The sequence below is a fragment of the Caulobacter sp. GW821-FHT11A05 genome (genome assembly GCF_058809015.1).
This window is the reverse complement of sequence record NZ_JBXASF010000002.1, coordinates 60,416-80,019: the sequence shown is the minus strand read 5'-3', so window position 1 is coordinate 80,019 and position 19,604 is coordinate 60,416. Positions and strand designations below refer to the sequence as shown.

Annotated in this window: 13 protein-coding genes; 11 read left to right on the top strand and 2 right to left on the bottom strand. The window is 66.7% G+C overall.

Translation table 11 applies throughout. From position 1 onward, the window contains the following. Positions 1-483 carry a hypothetical protein gene (locus AC1RSK_RS03345; RefSeq protein ID WP_492905523.1) on the bottom strand — a complete coding sequence of 161 codons (483 nt, stop codon included), beginning with the start codon at positions 481-483 and terminating at the stop codon, positions 1-3. Positions 484-519: 36 nt separating this feature from the next. Continuing rightward, positions 520-7,626 carry an RHS repeat-associated core domain-containing protein gene (locus AC1RSK_RS03340; RefSeq protein WP_492905522.1) on the bottom strand — a complete coding sequence of 2,369 codons (7,107 nt, stop codon included), beginning with the start codon at positions 7,624-7,626 and terminating at the stop codon, positions 520-522. Between the two features lie 227 nt (positions 7,627-7,853). Between AC1RSK_RS03340 and AC1RSK_RS03335 the strand changes: the two genes are divergently transcribed. From AC1RSK_RS03335 to AC1RSK_RS03285, 11 genes are all read left to right on the top strand, one after another. Next, entirely contained in the window at positions 7,854-8,228 is a 375-nt protein-coding gene (locus AC1RSK_RS03335) for a hypothetical protein (protein ID WP_492905520.1), read from the top strand. Then, the gene (locus AC1RSK_RS03330; protein WP_492905518.1) at positions 8,225-8,800 is read left to right on the top strand and encodes a prepilin-type N-terminal cleavage/methylation domain-containing protein; all 576 of its coding nucleotides are present in this window, start codon (positions 8,225-8,227) and stop codon (positions 8,798-8,800) included. Before AC1RSK_RS03335 ends, AC1RSK_RS03330 begins: the two co-directional genes overlap by 4 nt. After that, positions 8,797-9,555 carry a hypothetical protein gene (locus AC1RSK_RS03325; protein ID WP_492905517.1) on the top strand — a complete coding sequence of 253 codons (759 nt, stop codon included), beginning with the start codon at positions 8,797-8,799 and terminating at the stop codon, positions 9,553-9,555. Before AC1RSK_RS03330 ends, AC1RSK_RS03325 begins: the two co-directional genes overlap by 4 nt. A gap of 38 nt (positions 9,556-9,593) precedes the next feature. Beyond that, positions 9,594-10,082, top strand: a complete 489-nt coding sequence (locus tag AC1RSK_RS03320) for a hypothetical protein (RefSeq protein ID WP_492905515.1) — start codon at positions 9,594-9,596, stop codon at positions 10,080-10,082. A 630-nt stretch (positions 10,083-10,712) separates the two neighbouring features. Next, positions 10,713-11,315: an RHS repeat domain-containing protein gene (locus AC1RSK_RS03315; RefSeq protein WP_492905513.1), complete on the top strand. Its 603-nt coding sequence runs from the start codon at positions 10,713-10,715 to the stop codon at positions 11,313-11,315. A gap of 106 nt (positions 11,316-11,421) precedes the next feature. Next, complete coding sequence (gene gspD, locus AC1RSK_RS03310) at positions 11,422-13,215, top strand: type II secretion system secretin GspD (protein WP_492905511.1); 1,794 nt, start codon at positions 11,422-11,424, stop codon at positions 13,213-13,215. Beyond that, positions 13,193-13,894 (top strand): hypothetical protein, encoded by a 702-nt coding sequence (locus AC1RSK_RS03305; protein WP_492905509.1) that lies wholly within the window; start codon positions 13,193-13,195, stop codon positions 13,892-13,894. Before gspD ends, AC1RSK_RS03305 begins: the two co-directional genes overlap by 23 nt. Then, positions 13,891-15,576, top strand: coding sequence for a GspE/PulE family protein (locus AC1RSK_RS03300; RefSeq protein WP_492905508.1), 1,686 nt, complete (start codon positions 13,891-13,893; stop codon positions 15,574-15,576). The genes AC1RSK_RS03305 and AC1RSK_RS03300 overlap by 4 nt, the downstream gene beginning before the upstream one ends. Beyond that, complete coding sequence (locus AC1RSK_RS03295; RefSeq protein WP_492905506.1) at positions 15,576-16,772, top strand: type II secretion system F family protein; 1,197 nt, start codon at positions 15,576-15,578, stop codon at positions 16,770-16,772. The genes AC1RSK_RS03300 and AC1RSK_RS03295 overlap by 1 nt, the downstream gene beginning before the upstream one ends. A gap of 46 nt (positions 16,773-16,818) precedes the next feature. Then, the gene (locus AC1RSK_RS03290) at positions 16,819-18,954 is read left to right on the top strand and encodes a sodium-translocating pyrophosphatase (protein ID WP_492905504.1); all 2,136 of its coding nucleotides are present in this window, start codon (positions 16,819-16,821) and stop codon (positions 18,952-18,954) included. Positions 18,955-19,110: 156 nt separating this feature from the next. Next, a complete protein-coding gene (locus AC1RSK_RS03285; RefSeq protein WP_492905503.1) occupies positions 19,111-19,602 on the top strand; it encodes a winged helix-turn-helix transcriptional regulator in 492 nt (163 codons plus the stop codon). Positions 19,603-19,604: the final 2 nt, after the last annotated feature.

The window sequence follows — 19,604 nt, the reverse complement described above, 5'->3', positions numbered from 1 at the left end:
TCAAATGGAGATGTCTCGATCCCGATTCATCATCAGGTCTGAGGTCAGGCGATATCCGTCGCTGGCGAGTTGAGCCGCCTTGGAAGAAATTCTGATAGGACCTTTTTTGCGCCAGCCGCGCGTCCACCGCCCCGCCGCTTTGAGTACATTTCCCGCGTGGATAGAATTGTGTAGATACGAAAATTCACTTGGAAGAAGAACCCCCTCAGAATGAACACCACCCAGCTTCACATCTATTGCGCCTTTACAAGTAGATGAATCGATATTTCCAAAATCATCAGGCTCCACATCCTCAAGATTCTCCAGTAGCGCATATCGATGCTGAATACTGTTATTTCTTTCAGTTATAATTCCAAAATTCGGCACATCATCGATGCCATTATATGTTACTATGTTAGCCCCCTTAGATATCGATTGAAAAGGAACATACAACAACCTGCCGCGCTCCTCCAACGTTCTTAAGAAACTGCGCAATTCATCCATTGTTGAATAGAAAATTATTCTGTTCATTGTTCGTGCCTATTTAGGCTTTGGTATAGCAACAATGCGGTCATTTGGAAACGCACTAGCAATCCTATCCAGTGCATCCTGCTCGCGTTTCGTCGGAGTAACTCCGTCAGCTCGCGTGTCAACAGTTTGGATTCTAGTGGTTACGCCATTTTTCGTCACCGTGATATCAACATTGGTCGACCCAAAAATTCCGCCCCCCGGGCCTGGAATGTACTCCTCCTTAAGATAGTCACCGCCACCAGTGACCTTCCAGCCATCTCGCTTCATTTCGTCAGCCAGCACACGATTCAGCGCTTGAGTACCTGGCGAGCCTAGGCGTCCAGTCGTGCGGCCTACGCTGGCAGCGAGTGCAGCAACAGGAATTCCTACAGGAACGCCCGTCGAGGTTTCCGTTACGATTACGGCACCCTGATAGAGAAGTGGGAAATGTGAGCCGGCGGCCGTCAGAACTAACGGGCCAGCGACCCACACCGTTGCTCCGCCCATCATTGCTAGAGGTACGAAACAAATGACATTGCACCGAGCGCCCAGCTCCATGCCCATGCGACCCCACGCAAGATCTTGCTGAGTTCCATTCGGCAGCAAGCCCAATGGATCGCTTAGATTGAACGGATCGTCCTCCACGTACCCATACAGGTTGATCCCGCCCTCATACCCAATCGGATCCGGCTGCAGGAACCGCCCGACGGCCGGTGAGTAGGCCCGGGCCTTGAAGTGGTAGAGGCCCGTCCAGCCGTTCAGCCGCTGGCCGGTGAAGCGCCAGGCGTAGCCGGCCGGGCTGTCGGCGCTCTCGCCGAACGGGCCGTAGGTGAACTTGACCTCTGCCGCCCCGTCCTTGCTCAGCGCGATGGTGTCGCCCCGGCGGTTGGTGTGCGGGTAGCGGGCCTTCAGGGTGGCTTCCGCGCCGTTGATCCAGATCAGCCGCTCGTCCGGGTTGGGACCCAGGACATAGTAGCTGGCCCCGGCCACCACCGGGGTCGAGCTGCCCTCGGCCGTGGTGCTGTTCAGCTCCCAGGCCACCTCCGGCCGCAGGCCGTCGGTCAGCTCGATGCGGTGCGGGTCGGACGCCGCCGGCACGCTGCGGTAGCTGAACCAGCGCACTCCCAGGGCGTCGAAATAGTCCTGGTCGAAGCTGTTGGCGCTATCCAGCCCCTGGCGCGCCTTCGTCAGGTTGCCCTTCTCGTCGTAGAAGAAGGCCAGCACCCCGTCGTGGGTCACCGACCCCGACGGCAGCAGGGCCGCGTCGTTGGGCGTGTAGCTGTAGGTCGTCGATCCCACCGTCGGATACTGGTTCAGCGATGTGGCCGCGCCATAGGCCCCGGTGGACAGTGGCGGGTCGTACAGGTAGGCGGCGTTCGACGTCGTCTCGCTGACCTGCCGGCCCAGCCTGTCGTTGCCGTAGGTCAGGGTGACGTTGTGGGTGGTCGGGGCGGTGGCGAAGGTGTGGGCGATCGAGGAGAGGTCGTCGTCGGCCTCGTAGTCATAGGCCTGGGCGCTGCCGTCCCCGAACGTCACCGACTTGCGCCGCGACAGGGTGTCGTAGGTCAGGCTGGCCGAGGCGACCTTGATGCCCGCCGTCGTCACCCCGGTCATCCGGCCAAGCGCGTCGTAGGCGTAGGTCGCCGTCAGCGCCCCGGCGTTGAGCATCCCCGTCGTCGTCGGATAGGCGACGCTGGTCAGGTTGCCGGCCACGTCCCAGCCGTAGGTGAAGGTATAGCTGGCCGCGTTGGGGGCCGGGGTCGAGGCCACATGGGTCAGCGGCCGGCCGGCGGTGTCGTAGGTCCAGGCCTTGGTCACCTGGTTGGTGGCCGCCGAGATCATCCGCCCAGACGGCCAGTAGGTGAAGCTGGCGTCCCGCATCCGCCAGCTGCGGCTGGACGCATGGCCCGCCGTCACCCCGTCGGTCCACAGGCCCTTTTCCGTCAGGCGACGGTCCAGGGCGTCGTAGGTGCGGACGAGGAAGGCGCCCTCGCGGTTGCGGAACCGCAGGACGTTGCCGGCCTTGTCGTACTGGCCCGGGTCTTCCGACAGCATCGCCGTCGTCTTGGTTGTCGAACAGCGGGGCGGCTCGCCAGCCACTATCATCCGGGCCGGCAAGGCCACCCCGGAGCCCTCCTTGCTGAGGTCGGGGTATTCCGTGGCCAGCATCCGGTCGTGGCCGTCGTAGTAGAAGCAGGTTCGGTTGTTCCGTGCGTCCCTCAGGCTCTCCTTCTGGCCGTTGGGCGTGTAGCTCCAGGTCTCGCGGGCCTGCTCGCAGGCCACGCCCGCGGTGCAGCTGATACCGACCCCCTCGAGGACCTGCAGCAGCTGGCCGGCGGCATCGTAGGTCCAGGCGCTGATGTCGCCGGTCGGCGCCGTGGCCTTCACCTTGCGGTCGAGGCCGTCGTATTCGAACGTCGCCAGGTCGTTGCCGGGGTCCAGGGTCCAGGCGGTCTGGCCCGTGGCGGTGTAGCCGGTTTTCCAGACCTGCCAGGTCACCATCCCGGCCTGGTCCAGGCGCTTCTGCACCTCCGTCGGCCGGCCATCGAGGTCGTAGACGGTCTTGGTCACCACCCCCAGCGGCGCGCTGACCTGGGTGGGCCGGCGCATCAGGTCGTAGGTCGTGGTGACCTTGGTCAGCGCCTCGCCGCGGGCGTCCCAGGCCTCGGTGGTGTTGCCGACCGCGTCGCAGGCGAAGGACTTGCTCAGGCCCGAGCCGGTGGGACCCAGCCGCGTGCTGGTCAGGCAGCCCGCCGCGCTCCAGCTATTTTCCGTCAGGTAGCCGTCGGCGTCCGTCGTCTTCCACAAGAGGCCGACGGCGTTGTACCAGAAGCTGTAGGTCGGCTGCGACGCGCCGCCGTCCGGAGACGGCCGCACCGCCGTCTTGAGCAGAGACTTGCCGTCGCCGCTTTCCCAGTAGCTGAAGGTGGTGACCCGCCCCATGGCGTCGGTGATCTGGGTCGGCTTGTTCCAGTCGGCGTGCCACAGGGCGCTGACCTTCATGTCCAGCGCCGTACCGCAGCCGGATTTGGGACATTTGGTCAGGCTGGCGGGATTGTCCTTGGCGTCATAGGTGAACTTGACCTTGTCGCCTTCCGGGAAGGTCCGTTCGATCACCCGGCCGCGGCCGTCGGTGCGCGTGATCACCGGAGGACGAATCGTCCGACCTGCCGCCGGTGGGGCGAAGTACAGCTCGTCGTAGTGCCGGGTCTCCCGGCCACCGCGCAGCGTCTCGACGGCGTAGCGCCCGTCGAGCGGGTCCTGCCGTTCTCCTCGGTAGCCTTCGGCGACATAGAATCTGTGCGATCCACGTGACGCGGGCTCGCGGATGGCGACCGCATCGCGCGCCTCTTTCACGCGGCCAAGGGTGTCGTAGCCGTAGCTTAGCGAGGGGACCGCCTGATCACCTGGGGCGAACACCTCCAGAGGCCGGCAATAGGCGTCCGGCCTCTGCGTGAGGCTGCGCGGTTGCCAGGCACGCAAGACGAGCTTGGTGGTTTCGCTCGCCAAGTTGGTGGCTTCGAGCGTGCCGCAACCGGCGAGGACGTTCGCGGGCGTCGCGGTCAGGGTTCCGCTGATCTCCGGGATGTCGAGCCCGAAACCCAGGCTGGAATTGACGCGACTGGGGATGCTGCTCTGCACGCCGACGAGGTCGCCACTGATGACCTGGGTCTGATACTCCATGGTCAGGCTCACGCCCTGCGGGAACGTCCAACTCTTCAGTCGCCAGCCGTGGTCGGCGTCCAGATACCCCCAGGCCGGCGAACCGGCCGGCGGCAGAACCGGCTTGCCGCCCGTCCAGAATTCGAACTCCTGCTTGTCGCCGCCGGGATTGGTCAAGACGATCTTGACGACGTCCGAGTACTTCCAGCCGCGCAGGGTGGATTCGGTCTGGGTCGCGCTTCGGACCTGCTTTCGCTGGATGTCCGGCCGCAGGACCTGGCGCGTGCCGGTAACCTCCAGCTTTGCCGCACCGCCAGCCGCGGGGACAAAGCTGTCATCGATGAGGCGCACAAACTGCTGAGCGTTGGCCCCCTGCAGCACCGAGACAACATTGAAGAGCAGTCGATCGGACCACCATTTGGCGGTCATGACGCCCATGATGTCGCGCCGGGCGCCTTTGTTCGCGGCGCCCCAGATGTCTTGCATGGCGATGAAGGCGACAATGGTCGGCACAGCGGCCTCCGGCCGGCTTTGCCCCATCGTCTCGTAGGCCGAGTTGGAAAATTCGGCCCGGATGTCCCAGTTGGTCACGGCCCCGTCCACCGGCCTGGTCGGGTGAGGGCCGGAAGCTTCATAGAAGGGCAGCAGTTTGACCGCGCCGCCGCGAAGCTCGATGCGGCGGTCCAGCCGGTAGGGGAACTCGCCCGAACCAACGGAGGCGAGGACGGGGCTGACGAAGCCGGCCTGGCCGGTTCCCAGGTCGACACCCAGGGCGTCGGATCGATCGACGAAGCGGTCCTTCAAGGACTGCGCCGCCTCGTTGGGCTTGAAATGTTCGGCCTGGGTGACGGTTGCGCCACCCCCACCCTTGGTATTGGCGCCATAGCGGGTCAGCACATGGGCGATGGCCACCGGTTCGTCGTTGGCCGCGTACTTGGTGGCGATCAGGGCGCCGCCACGTTGGAGCGTGGGGAAGCGGGCGAAGATGCTGCCGGTCCGGGTGACCCGATCTGAGGGTAATATCCCCGCCCCCGTGCCATTGAGCGCGACTTCTACGGTCCCGGATATTCCGTTTTCCATACAATCAGCGCCCAGGGAACTGCTCGAAAGATCGCCAAACCAAGCCGAACCGATGGTCGTGGTGTCAGAGGGCGGTGGTCTCGAAGGCGTCGACGTATCCCTGAATTTCTCCTTGCAAAACGTCAGATAGGTGCCGCTGGAGGGCCCCCCAACCGTTTGAGAGAAAGAATAGATCGCTCTGACGTACTCCGAGCCGATGCGATGGCCCGGGCCCAGCGACGCTTCGGATGACGCCGTGATATCCCACCCGTCTGCAGCATAGGCGGCGACCGTCCCGCTGAGCCGACTGCGGAAGAGATCCACCGTGCCCTGCGCGATCACCGGCACCTTCCGATAGGCCGCGACCGGTCCCGTGCCGTTGTCGTAGGTGGTCAGGCTGGCGAAGGCATTCGCCACGTCGACACGGGTCCCGGTCGACGGGGCCGTGAGGAAATAGACCTCGCGTGCGCTGGCGTCCGGCGTTTCCGTCGATTCGGGATTGTTGCCCCAGGCCAACCGGGTCGCGGTCGACGCAGTGTCGGGCGCGTCGAACAGCTGGGCGATCACGCTGCCCTCGAGCGTGGCGGCCGTCGCTGCGATTGCATGCAGCGCGCCGTTTCGGCGAGCGACATTCGAGTCGCGGGTCACCAGCCCGAAGCTGGTTTCCAGATCGACGACCGTGGTCTGGTCATAGGTCTCGAAGCCGCGCTCATCGTCGGCCGTTAATTGCTCAGGCGCCCAGGGCTGCTGCGGAATCCCGAAGACCATTCGGTCATCGCTGATTACGCCCAGGGTGTGCAGCATCACGGGCCGGGCGTCGGCCAGCTCCGCATGGATGTCGGTGCTCCAGCTGAACTGGGCCAGCCAGGTCCCCGCCACCCGGGCCCGGCCCGTGTCGCCGGCGGCGTGGGGCTCCGGCTGGTCGCCGAGCGGAGAATAGACCGAATAGTAGGCGGGCCGGTCGTTGGCGTACTCGCGGTCCCACTTGGCGGTGAGCGCCGTGGACGTCGAGCCCCATGAAATCACCAAGGTGGCGGTGCTATAGATGTCTGCCCGTTTCGTAACCGTGGCGTCGCCATAGGTTCCATCGGCGGCGTTGCCTGCGTCATTGGCCGCCGCGAACGGATGGTTGGCAGTCATCTGAAGATTGATCTTCTGGGGCAGCGGACCCAGTTGAGCCTCCCCAATCGCGAGACCGACGCCATCGAGCAGCAGTTCCGGCCTCCAGATCTCGGCAGCTCCGGCATCGCCCTCGGGGACGGTCACAATCTCCGTGCGCCGGCCGTAGATTTCATCGCCGAAGAACTCTGCATCGACATAGACAATCGGCGGCTGGCCGCTCGGGGTGACCGCCGAGTAGAGCTTCACCTTGGCCCGCCAGGGATCAAGGATGTTGGCCCAAGTGCTCAGGCCCTGATGGCTCGCCGGCGTGCTCAGAAGCCAGCCGCCGGATGGCCGGATGGCCGGCTCGATCAACCGACCGCCGATCACCTCGCGCAAACTGGCGCCCTGCATGTCCGCCTGCTTCAGCCGGGTCAACAGGCCGGCGCCGTAGGAGCCCAGGAGATTCGAGATGCCGCTCTGGCTCACCGAGCTCACGGTCGACAGGCCCGGCGTGCCGGAGACGTTGGTCTCGCCGCCGCCCGCGGCGCTGGCCAACTCCCCGGAATCGAAGCCCATGGCGGTCTTGATGTTGCCTGTCAGCGCGGTGCCGACCAGCGCTGGATCGTTGATGCCCTTGGTGTGCTCGTAGGGCTTGAACGACGGGTCGAAGAACCGCCAGGCGCCACCGATCTCCGCCTCGACCCACACATGCGACAGGGTAACACTGGAGACCGTGCCGCCCGCGTCGCAGCTGTTGACGGTCGCGGGAATGCCGCCTGTGGCCAGGAAGTCGCAGGCGGCCTTGGCATTGGTGAGCCCCGTCCAGGCCTTGAACTGGTCCCCATCCAGGGTGAGGGTCCCGTAGCGGAAGCGGGCGTTGGTCCCGGTTGTGCCGCCTTCGGGAATTTCCCGCAGCAGGTCGACCATCAGCTGGGCCTGATCGAAGGCGGTGCCCGACTTCTCGATGATGACGCCGAGCGAGCCCTTGTGGGTCCCGAACAGGAACTCGGTGTCGACGCTGTTGCGGACGTATTCGTAGATCAGGTCGGGGTCATGCCGCAGCGCGCGGGCCAGTTCCCGAATCTCCGGAGCCCGGGGCCGGCCGCCCGTGGGGCAGATTTCAGCATTGCCCTCGTACCGATCGCACAGCCCATCGGTCGAAACCTGCGCTTGGATCGCGTACCAGGCGTTGGCCGCCGTCGGCGAAATCAAGGTTCCCTTGGCAATGGTCACCGATGGCAGGGCCGGCAGCGGCGTGGCCGTCGTGCCGCCGGACTGCGCGAAGGCCCAGGGGACCTGCAGCGTCGCCACGATTGCGAGACCGACAAGGCCAGCGCCCATGCCGGCAAACAGACGCCAGCGGCGCGCAACGGCGCTTTGAAGTTGCGAGTATCTCATGGTCCCCCGACCTGACAGCCCTGCGATGTCCCGCGAGGAGACCTGCGATCTACCGTCAATCGAACGCAAGTTTTGCATGTCGTCAAGGTTGACCTTTGGGCCAAATCCCACTTCTGTCGAAGTTTGCGGCGGGGGCGCATTTGAGCGGCGACTGTGACCGAAACGAGCGATCGGGCTACGCGCTGACCGACATGCTTGTCGGCCTGACTCTGCTCGGCCTGGGCCTCGGCCTTGCGCTGCACGCGGGCGCCCAGGCGCTTCGGGCGGCCAACAGCGCCGCGGCGTTCGACCAGAGCCGCCGGCTGCTTGAGTGGCGTCTCGCCGCCGAGTGGCGCAACGCGCTCAGCGAGGGCGGCGTCCGTCGGGGCGACGGCTGGGTTGTCACGGCGACGCCGATCGCAGCGGTCGAGCGCGGAAACGATCCGGTCATTTGTCGGGTTGAGGCCGCGACGCGCGGACGCCGGGGCGCGCCGTCAATCAAGACCCACCGCTTCTGTCAGCCGAGGCCGCAATGAGCGCGACCCGGTCCCCGAATGGCTACACGCTGGTCGAGATGTTGGCCGCGCTTCTGGTGCTGGGCCTGGCCATGACGGCCCTGACCCAGGCGACCCGGACCTTTGCCCAGACGGGACAGCGGGCGTCGCTGGCGATCTCCAGGGTCGCCTCGGCGAGGGCCGTCGAGACCTTCCTGCGTCGCCAGTTGGGCCCCGGCCCGTTTGCCTCGGCGACCGACGCATCCGAGCCGGTTCTGGAGGGCGACGAGCGGAGCATCCGATACGACTGCGGCGCGCCGCGTTCCTGCGAACTGACGGTCCGGGACGGACCGTCGGCCAGGCTTGAAGACGAAGGCGGCGCATTCGTCCCCCTGCCGGCGCCGGGCTTGCGCTTCCGCTACATCTCCGCCGATGGGGCAGGTCCCAGGTTTCCCGTCGGCGAGGCCGAGGGCCGATTGAGCGCGGTCGCCCTCGTCGACGCCCGCGGCGCCGCTTTCGTGCTCTGGCGCACCGCCGCCCAGCAGTCGGCCGCCTGTGCCTTCGATGGCGTGAACCATCGTTGCTTTCCCACCTCTGTTCAGAGTCCCCCATGAGTTCCGAAGCCTTGCTGGACGTTGGCGATGGCGAGGCGCCTAAGGCGCGCCCGTTCGTGCTGACCTTCACGGCGCCTGCGGCCATGCCTTGGGATCAATGGCGGCTGGTCAGGCTGGAGGCGGGCCATGCCGCGCCGCTACCGGAGGACCAGGTCCACCTGTCCCTGCGCCGCCTCGCGCCCTGGCGTCCCGGCCGCGAGGGGCGATTTGCCGCCGCCTACTTCCGACGCGAAGAGGTGGTCGGCGATGTCCGCCACACCGAGATGTTCGATGGCGAACCGATCGAATTTCAGATTCAGGACCATCGCTCGGCTCAACGCGCCCTCTGGCAGAGGCCTCTTCCCGTCGTCGGCGTCGCGGCGGCGGTCGCGATTGCGACCGGGGCGTCTCTTGTCGCGCTGGGAGACCGGGAGCGGACGGACATGGCGCTGAATGAGCAGTACCAATCGGCGGTCCGATCGCGAGCGCTGGGCGAAAGGACACAACGCCGAATCGAAGAGCAACGCGCCCTGGTCATGGCGGGAGCCGAAGGGACCCTGCTTGCCGACGCATTGCAGGACATCGGCTGGCTTTCGCGCGCCCGGGACCCGAATGCTGCGCTGACCAAGGTCGAGTGGCGGCCCGGCGGGCTGGTCATTGAGGCGGTCGGCACGGGAAGGCCTATCGCTTCGCAGGATCGGGAGATCGCGTTGGTCTCGGCCTCCGGCGGAAAAACCCGGTGGCAGGCGACCACGGCCAGGGTCTCAGCCCCGTGAGCCAACGTCCTGCCCTTGTGTCTTGGCGCGCCGTCGCGATGCTCGCCGCCGGAGCGGTTGTCGCGCTCGCCGCAGCCAGCCTGCTATGGGCCCTCGCCCTGGCTCCCGACCAGATCGGACGGCAGGAAACCATCGCGCGGCAGATGGCGGCCGCCAAGGCGCTGCCCAGCCCGGCGTCGGCGCCAAGCCTGTTTCCCCAAGGCGCTGTCTGCGACCATGGACTGGAGCCGGCCTCCGTTCTGTTGTCGGTGCGCCTGACCGACGCCGCCGCCGCCGCCGGCGTCGCCATCACTCGTCGCGAGATCACGACCGCCCCGACGCGGGGAGGTTCGCACGGTCTGTCCAGCCTGCTGGTCGAAGCCACGGTCGACGGCTCCTACGCCTCTGGCCTCAACTTCCTGAAGATCCTCGCCGACGCCACGCCGACCGTCTTTGTCGAGGAGCTGGACGGCGTTCCCGCCGACGGCGGACGGGCGCAATGGCGCCTGAAGGGGCGGATCTATTGTGCGATAAGGCTCGGCGAATGAGGGCGCCCCTCCTGGCGCTGTGCGCGGGCTGCGTCCTCGGCTGCGCGGCTTGGCTGCTTTTCGGGCGATGGGATGTCGATGGGCCGTCCGGCGCGCAGGCGCCCCGCGGCCGGCCGGAGCCGCCAGGCCAGGTCTCGGTTGCCGACGCCCTCTCCATGCCCCTGTTCAACGTCCCGCAGGCGGCGGTTCAACCGGCAGCGGCGCCGGTCGCCAATAGCGATCTGCGGCTCATTGGCATCAGTTTCACGCCCAGGCGTCGCGCGGCCTTCTTCTCCTCTGGTGGCCAGGGCTTCTGGCTCGCGGTGGGCCAGAGCAGGGATGGTGTCACGGTGACCAGGCTTGAGCGGGCCGCCGTCGAGCTCCAGGCCGCGGGAGAAGTTCGGCGGATGGAACTGTTCAAGACGCCCAGAGCGCCAGCCTCACCAGCGCCCACGGACCCCGAACAGCCCAAAACCCGGGCAAGGGAGCCTGCTTCTGCACCCGCGCCAGCCGCGCCCCAACCCGGCCCCAAGAGCGCCCCGGCCCCGCAGCCGAAGGTCGCGCGCGAGTGATTGTATTGGCGCGTGTTCCCGCTTAGGCTTTTTTTGAAAGGTCGGGGGGATTATCGAAATGCTACGAGGATTGCTGGGCTTGGCGGCCCTTGTGATGGTGTGCCTGCCCGTGAGCGCCGTGGCCCAGGCGACGATGGGCTACGACGCCCACGGCCGTTTGCTGTGCGTCTATCATCCGACCGCGACCCCCAAGATAACCAAATACAGCTACGACGCGGCCGGAAACAGAACCTCAAAGACCGTGGCCGCGGCCGCTGGCCAGACTTGCGGATCGCAGGCCGTCGGTCCGGCGCCGTCTCCTCCGGTCCAGCTCACCGCCCACAACCCGTTGGCCTCCCTGACCTCGGAAGACGCCACGACCTTCGCCATGAGCGCGCTTGGAGAGGCGAGCGATTCCGCGACCGTGAGCCTCATCTCCGCGACCACCTCCGGCGGCGCTGGCGCCTGTGGCGCGGCGTCAACCACCACGTCGGTGCTCAGCTATACCGCGCCGACGGTCACGCCGGCGAGCGCCAGCCTGACCTGCTACGCCGACTACGTCTTCAGCCACCCCAACGGTCAGCAGAAGTCCGGCCGTGTCACCCTGACCATCGCGGGTGAGGATCCGCCGGGTGGTGGCGACCCCGGCGGGGGAGAGCCCTGCGTTCCCAATCCACAGACGGGTCTCTGTGAAATTGAGTGATCCGTCCCGGCCGCGCCGCCTTTCAAGTCCCGAGTTCCGCGTGAAAATCCTTCCTCTCGTACTTCGCGTGACGGCCCTTCTCGCCGTGGCGCCCCTTGCGTCGGCGATGACGCCGAGCGCCATCGCGGCGGAGGCGTCGCGCAGCTGGTCGATCGCCTTTGACGAGGCGGACGTGCGGGATGTCGTCAACGAGGTCCTCGGCAACAGTCTTGGGATATCCTTCACGGTCGATCCAGAAGTCCGTGGTCAGATCTCCTTTCGGGTTCAGGGGCGCATGAGTCGCGAACAGCTGCTGGCGGCCCTCGAAACGACCTTGGCGGCCCATGACATCGCGCTGGTCCGGACGGCTGGCGGATACCTCGTCACCCCGCGCGCCAAGGCCAAGGCGGCGGCCGGAGCGCCCGGCGAAGCGCCGTCAAAGGCGGTCGCCGGATATCGCATCGAGGCCGTGAATGTCGCATACGCCACACCTTCGGAAGTGGTGAAGGCGATCTCCGTTCTGATGCCGGCCGGGGTCGTGGTTCATATCGATGACAAGCTCGGCTTCATCCTGATCGGCGGCACGCCCCGCGAACTCATCGCCGTGCGGGATATCATCACCATCTTCGACCGCAGCGAACTGCAGGGTTCGCGCATCCGTTACTACGAACTGAAGAACGCGCCGGCCGAAACCGTCGCCGCCGAGGTGCAGAAGATCGTCCAGGGCTCAGGCGCGACAGGTCTGGTGATCGTGCCCCTGAAGCGGATGAACAGCCTGGTTGTCATGGCCCGCTCCTCGGCCAACCTCGACGCGGCATTTGGCTGGATCGAGCGCCTCGATGCGCCATCGCGCGAGGAACGCAACTCCCTCTGGCTCTACAAGGCCAGGAACACCTCGGTGGAGAAACTGGCCAAAAGCCTGGGGGCGGCGCTCGATTCCGGAGCGACGGAGATCGGCGCGCCCGCCACGCCGGCGGCCAGCGGCGAAGCGGCGGTGGCTGCGCCGGCAAGCAATGGTGCGGCCGGCGAGGTGAAGGTCAGCGTCGATGTCGACAGCAACACCCTGATCATCGCCGCGCCGGCGTCGCGGTGGCTGCAGATGCAGCGGATCCTCAACGAGCTCGACGCCCAGCCTGATCAGATTCTCATCGAGGCAACGATCCTTGAGGTGACCCTCAACAACGACTTCCGCTTTGGGGTGGACTGGTCATTGATCGCCAGCGGCGGGGGACTGACCATCACCTCGAGCTCCTCCGCAAACGGTTCCGTGACGGGGACCTTCCCCGGGTTGTCGATCACCTACATGACCGATGACGCGAGGGCCGCGATCACCGCCCTCAGTTCCCGGACCAACGTCGAGGTGATCTCCTCACCCAAGGTGCTGGCGCTCAACAACCGCCCGGCGACCCTGCAAGTCGGCGATCAAGTGCCGGTGGCGTCCCAGACCAGCCAAAGCACCGCCTCCAGCGGCGCGCCCCTCGTCGTCAACACCGAGTACAAGGACACCGGCGTCATCCTGAAGGTGACCCCGCGCATCAGCGGAACCGACACGGTCCTGATCGAAGTCTCCCAGGAAGTCAGCGCCGTCGCGCGGACCACCTCCTCGGGCATCGACTCGCCGACCATCCAGCAGCGCCGGATCGACAGCAACCTCATCGTCCAGGAGGGGCAGACGGTCGCGTTGGGCGGCCTCATTTCAACCTCCAAGACGGCCGGGTCCTCGGGACCGCCCCTGTTGCAGGACGTCCCTTTGCTTGGCGAGCTGTTCAAGCGCACCACCAAGGATGGCCGGCGCACCGAACTCATCATCCTGATCAGCGCCAAGATCATCCGCTCGCCAAGCGACGCGGATCAGCTGCTGCTGGACCTGACATCGGGCATGGCGGAGATAAGGGCCCGTGGCCTCCTCGACGCGCGATGAGAGAGGCTACGCCACGGCGGCCTTCGGGGCGATCGCCCTGTCGCTGGCGATCATCGCCACCGGCCTGCTCGCCTTCTCCAACTTTCAACTGCGCACCGCCCGCGACGCCCTGCAGCATGCCCAACAGGACGCCCTCCTCGACGGGGCGCTCGTCTTGGCGGCCAAGGCCGTCATGCAGGACGGCCGAACGAGGCCTCTGGTCTGGACCCGCGACATTGATGGCGAGGCGGTGACCCTTTTGGCCGAACCCGAAGCGATCAAGGCATCGGCCCGGAGCCCCGACGCCTTGGGCGCTGCGGCGCTGATGGCGCTTTCGGCCGGAGAGCCGTTGGCCCCTCCCGCGCCGACCTCGGCCCTCGGCCCAGATCGCCGGGCGCTCGTCGGTCGCGCCTCCAGCTCAATCTGGCGCACCTGTGCGCAGAGCTTTCTGTCGCCCCTCACCGCCTCCCGGACCGTGACGCTGACACAGCCATCCGCGCCGATTGAGGGCGAACCTTCCTGGCGGGTCGGGGAGGTCTGGCGTCTGGCCGCCTTTGTCGAGGGGCGTGGGGCCGACGCGATCGTACGCTTCACCGGCGACCCGGCGATGCCGATCGCAGTGCTCGACATGTGGCGAGGTCCGTTCGTGGCCCCCGATCCTGTCCGCTGCCACGACTTGGTTCAGAGGGCTCGTCAGTGAGCAGCGATCCGGCCGCCAAGAAGCGCGAGGCGCTGCTGCGCGATCTGCTCGATCGGTCACTGGTCTCCGCCGCCGAGATGGCCCGCGCCGAACTCATGGCCGAGCGTAACCGCCTGCCGGTAGAGCATGTGCTCAATCAGATGGGCGTGCTTTCGGACGAACAGCTCGTCGAGGCCTGCGCCCGGGCGGCCAGTTGCGGGGTGTGGGACAGCACGCTCACTCCGCCACTCGACACGGTCAGCGAGCTGGCGGTCTCCAAAGACTTCCTCAAGCGCCACCGGATCCTGCCGCTCGACCTGCAGAACGGCCGGCTGACCGTCGCGGCCTGTGACCCCCTCGACGACCGGGGATTGGCCGGCCTGGTGTTCGCCACGGGCCATGCCGTGGACGTTCTGGCTGCGGCGCCCTCCGAATGGCGCCGGGTGTTCGCCGAGCGGTACGCGATCGTGGTCGAGGCTCCGCTTGATGCCGCTTCCCGGAGCGTGGAGCGAGAGCTTGACCGCTTGGCCGACGCGACGTCGGACAGTTCCGGCGCGCGCGCCGTCGCCTCGGCGATCGAAGCGGCGGTCGACCGCGGCGCCTCCGACATCCATTTCGAACCGCGCCGCCATGACGCGCGCATCCGTCTTCGGTTGGACGGCCGCCTGGTTCCATTCGGCTCGGTGAGCCTTGACCTCGCCGCCGCCGCCATCGCACGGATCAAGGTGCTCGCGGATCTGGATCTTGGGGAAAAACGTCTGCCCCAGGATGGTCGCGCGACCTTCGTGATCGAAGGGCGCCCGGTCGAGGTGCGGGTTTCCGTGGTCCCGTCGGTGTTCGGGGAAGGCGCGGTCCTGCGCCTGCTCGACCGCAACCACATGCAGCTCGATCTGGCGAGCCTCGGCTTCTCGGCAGACCACGCGACCCAGATGCGTCGGGCGTCGCAGTCTCATCACGGGATGTTCCTGGTGACGGGACCGACGGGCAGCGGCAAGACCACGACCCTCTACGCGCTGCTCAACGGCCTTGCGGACTCCGAGCGCAAGATTCTCAGCATCGAAGACCCGGTCGAGTACCACTTCGATCACGTCGTGCAGACCCAGGTCGCTCCGGCTATCGGCCTCACCTTCGCCTCCACCCTCCGGGCCTTTCTGCGCCAGGATCCCGATGTCCTCCTGGTGGGGGAAATTCGCGACGCCGAGACAGCCGCGGTAGCGGTCCAGGCGGCCATGACTGGCCACCTTGTCCTGGCGTCGGTCCATGCCAACGACGCGCTTCGTGTCGTGCCCCGTCTCATCGACATGGGCGTCGAGCCCTATCAGCTGGCCGCCGCCCTGCTTGGCGCGGCCGCCCAGAGACTGGCGCGCCGCCTCTGCCAAGGCTGCAAGACGCCGACCGAGCTGACCGACGCAGAGCGTGGCTTCCTGGAGCGACACGTCGCCTCGACCGACGGCCCCTTCTTCGCCGCCAAGGGCTGCAAGGCCTGTGACGGCCGCGGCACGAAGGGCCGACTGGCGCTGTCGGAAGTGTTCCTCGCCGACGAGGCCTTCCTGCGGACGGTTGCGCGCGGCGCCGACACAGGCGCACTCGTCGACCAAGCTACCGTGCTGGGTCTGACCTCGATGGCCGCCGACGGCATTGAAAAGGCCCGGGCGGGCCTGGTCTCGGTCGCCGAGCTGCTCTCGGTCCTGGGCGATTCCTGATGGTCCGGTTCACCTACACCGCTGCAGCCCCCAGTGGCGTCCGGGTCACCGGCTCGGTTGAAGCGGAGGATGAACGCGACGCCTTCACCCGGCTGCAACGCGACAACCTTCGCCCCATCCGGCTCACGCCCGCCTCCAGCAGGGACCAACGTGGACGGATCACGCTGTCGGCCGAGGCCGTCGCGGAACTCGCCTCTGACCTGGCGGAGCTGTTGCTGGCGGGCGCCTCGATGAAGAACGCCTTGGGAGTCATGGCAAGCGCGTCGGGCGACACCAGCGCGGGGCCTGCGGCCCAGGCCCTGTCCCAGGAAATCAGCAAGGGCGTGCCGCTCGACGAGGCGTTTCGCACGGTGCTCGGATCGCGCTACCCGTTCCTGCCGGCGCTGATCGCCGCCGGGGAAGCCGCCGGTAGCCTGCCTGCGGCGCTGACCACCATCGCCGAGACCATCGAGCGCGACATGGAGATCGCCGAGCAGGTGGTCGGCGCGCTCAGCTACCCGGGATTCGTGTTGTCCATGACCCTGGGCAGCATCCTGCTGATCGTGCTGTTCGTGGTCCCTGCCCTGGCGCCGATCATCGATGAGGCCGGTGGCGAAACCTCTTTGATCATGGCCGGCTTGCTAGCGGTCAGCCGGCTCCTGACGGAGCACCCGCTCCTCTGGACGGGCACGCTGGCGACCACGGCGATCGCACTCCTGGCGTCCTGGCGGTTCGGCGCGCTCAACCGGCTTCTACAGACCTTTCTCTTGGATGGCCCCCTGCGCTCGATGGCGCGCGGCATTGTCTATGGCGGATTCGCCCGCGCGCTCGGACAGCTGCTGGCCGCCCGAGCGCCGGCCCCCGAAGCCATCCGGCTCGCTTCCGGATCGATCCGCCTGACCGAAGCCCGCAAGCGGCTGGAAGGGTTGGCGACGGCGGTAGGTGGTGGCGCGAGCGTCTCCGAGGCCTTGGCCGGCGTTCCGTCCCTGCCGCCGGCCCTGAGCCAAATGGCTCGCATCGGCGAAGAGACCGGCGCGCTGGGCCGGATGCTCGACCGTGCCGGCCGCCAGGAACAGTCTCGGGCGCTGCGCAGGATAAAGAGCCGCACCAAGTGGCTGGGGCCGGCGCTGATCATTGTGCTCGGCGTCATGATCGGCATCTTGATGTCCGGACTGCTGGCCGGTGTTTCCGGGCTCGGCGATCCGGGTCTTCAATAGGCGTGCGAAGCGAGGGGCCAGGCTGGTCCTCAAAGGGGGAATGCAGGTGAAGTTCGATTTTCTGCTGCTCGCGATCGCGGCCGGTGTCGTCGCCATCGTCTATGGCGTCGTCCAGACAATGGCGTTGCTGCGTCTGTCGCCCGGCACGGCCAGGATGCAGGCGATCGCGGAGGCGATCCAGGAAGGCGCACAGGCCTATCTGCGCCGGCAATACCTGACCATCGCCGCGGTCGGCGCCGTCCTCTTTCTGGCGCTCGGCCTTCTGCTCGGCTGGCTGGCGGCAGCCGGCTTCGCGATCGGCGCCATTCTGTCGGGCGCGGCGGGGTTCGCAGGCATGCTGATTTCCGTCCGCGCCAACGTGCGCACCGCCCGGGCGGCGTCCGAGTCCCTGGCCAAGGGCCTCCACGTCGCCTTCACCTCGGGCGCCATCACCGGCATGCTGGTGGCCGGCCTCGCCCTGCTGGGCGTCGCGGGCTATTTCTGGGTTCTCACCGGTCCGTTCGGCCTCGCCTTCGGCGACCGCAAGGTCATCGACGCCCTCGTCGCCCTCGGGTTCGGGGCCTCGCTGATCTCCATCTTCGCCCGTCTCGGCGGCGGCATCTTCACCAAGGGCGCCGACGTCGGCGGCGACATGGTGGGCAAGGTCGAAGCCGGCATTCCGGAAGACGACCCCCGCAACGCCGCCACCATCGCCGACAACGTCGGCGACAATGTCGGCGACTGCGCCGGCATGGCCGCCGATCTGTTTGAGACCTATGCGGTCACCACCGTCGCCACCATGGTGCTCGGCGCGGTCCTCTTCCGGGGTACGACCTTCGTGGAAGGGATCATGCTGCTGCCGCTGGGCATCTGCGGCGTCTGTATCCTGACCTCTATCGTCGGCGCCTTCTTCGTCCGGCTCGGGAAATCACAGAACATCATGCGCGCCCTCTATCAGGGCCTCGCCGTCACCGGCCTCCTCTCGATCCCGGGGATCTGGTGGGTGACCCAGGCCTCGCTGCGTGCACCGGTCACCATCTATGGCGTCACCTTCGACGCCACCGATCTCTTCTATTGCGGCATGGTGGGACTGGCCGTCACCGCCCTGATCGTGATGATCACCGAATACTACACCGGCACCGGCTTCCGCCCGGTCCGCTCGGTCGCTCAGGCTTCGGTGTCCGGTCACGGCACCAACGTCATCCAGGGCCTGGCCATGAGCCTGGAGTCCACGGCCCTGCCGGCCCTGACCATCATCGTCGGCATCGTCGTCACCTACCAGCTGGGCGGCATCTTCGGCATCGCGGTGGCCACCACCACCATGCTGTCGCTGGCCGGCTTCATCGTCGCCCTGGACGCCTTTGGTCCGGTCACCGACAACGCCGGCGGCATCGCCGAAATGGCCGGCCTTCCCCCGGAAGTCCGCGTCACCACCGACGCCCTGGACGCCGTCGGCAACACCACCAAGGCCGTCACCAAGGGCTATGCGATCGGCTCCGCCGGTCTCGGCGCCCTGGTGCTGTTCGCCGCCTATACCCAGGACCTGAAGTTCTTCACCGCCAACGCGGAGGTCGGGACCTTCTTCCACGGGCTGGGCGACATCGCCTTCGACCTCTCCAACCCCTTCGTCGTCGTCGGCCTGCTGTTCGGGGGGCTGCTGCCCTTCCTGTTCGGCGGCATGTCGATGACCGCCGTGGGCCGCGCCGCCGAAGCGGTGGTGCATGAGGTCCGCCGTCAGTTCCGGGAAAACCCCGGCATCATGACCGGCGAGGTGAAGCCCGAGTACGGCCGCGCCGTCGACATCCTGACCAAGGCCGCGATCCGCGAGATGATCGTGCCCTCGCTGCTGCCGGTCGTGTCGCCCATCGCCCTGTTCTTCATCCTCGACGCCATCACCACCCGCCAGAACGCCTTCGCCGGCCTTGGCGCGATGCTGATGGGGGTGATCGTCACCGGCCTGTTCGTCGCCATCTCGATGACCAGCGGCGGCGGCGCCTGGGACAACGCCAAGAAGATCATCGAAGAGGGCTTCAAGGACAAGGATGGCGTCGTCCATGGAAAGGGTTCGGAGGCTCACAAGGCCGCCGTCACCGGCGACACCGTCGGCGACCCCTACAAGGACACCTCCGGTCCCGCCGTGAACCCGATGATCAAGATCACCAACATCGTCGCCCTGCTGCTCCTGGCTATCCTGGCGCACTAAGGCGGAGGGGATTGGCAGGCGTGGGAGGTACCATGGGCTCAGCGTCCGCCTCGGCCCAGGGCATTGGCTAAATGCGTTCCAATATGAAACCCAACTTGGTTGATCTACAAAAACAACCCTCTTGTTATTCCCTGGCGGAAACCACATTCTGATGCGATGGGCAGGACGGCAAACTATTCCCGGCAGGTCTGCGGCATCGCCGGGGCGCTGGAGATCGTGGGTGATCCCTGGACGATCCTGATCCTGCGGGAAGCCTTCCGCGGCGTGCGTCGTTTCGAACAGTGGCAGGAGCGCCTCGGCCTCGCTCGCAACGTACTGGCCGCGCGGCTGAAGGCCCTGGTCGCCCACGACATCCTGGAGACACGCCCCTATTCCGAGCATCCGCCGCGGCACGAATACCTGCTGACCGGCAAGGGGCTGGAACTGACGCCGGTGCTGGTGACCCTGGGCGACTGGGGCAATCGCCACGTCTATGGCGGCAAGGGCCCGGGGCGGTTTGTGCATGAGCGCTGTGGCCAGCCGGCCAAGGCGGTCATCACCTGCCAGCATTGCGGTGAAGGCCTGATCCCCGGCGATCTGCGGCTGCACCGGCACACCGAAGGCGCCCCGACGGTGGGGGAGATGCTGGCGGCCCCTGAAAAGGCCTGACG

Excerpts from the sequence above, each read along its gene's own strand:
- AC1RSK_RS03345 (WP_492905523.1), bottom strand. The coding sequence starts at position 483 with ATGGATGAATTGCGCAGTTTCTTAAGAACGTTGGAGGAGCGCGGCAGG.
- AC1RSK_RS03330 (WP_492905518.1), top strand. The coding sequence starts at position 8,225 with ATGAGCGCGACCCGGTCCCCGAATGGCTACACGCTGGTCGAGATGTTG.
- AC1RSK_RS03325 (WP_492905517.1), top strand. The coding sequence starts at position 8,797 with ATGAGTTCCGAAGCCTTGCTGGACGTTGGCGATGGCGAGGCGCCTAAG.
- AC1RSK_RS03320 (WP_492905515.1), top strand. The coding sequence starts at position 9,594 with ATGCTCGCCGCCGGAGCGGTTGTCGCGCTCGCCGCAGCCAGCCTGCTA.
- gspD (WP_492905511.1), top strand. The coding sequence starts at position 11,422 with ATGACGCCGAGCGCCATCGCGGCGGAGGCGTCGCGCAGCTGGTCGATC.
- AC1RSK_RS03295 (WP_492905506.1), top strand. The coding sequence starts at position 15,576 with ATGGTCCGGTTCACCTACACCGCTGCAGCCCCCAGTGGCGTCCGGGTC.
- AC1RSK_RS03285 (WP_492905503.1), top strand. The coding sequence starts at position 19,111 with ATGGGCAGGACGGCAAACTATTCCCGGCAGGTCTGCGGCATCGCCGGG.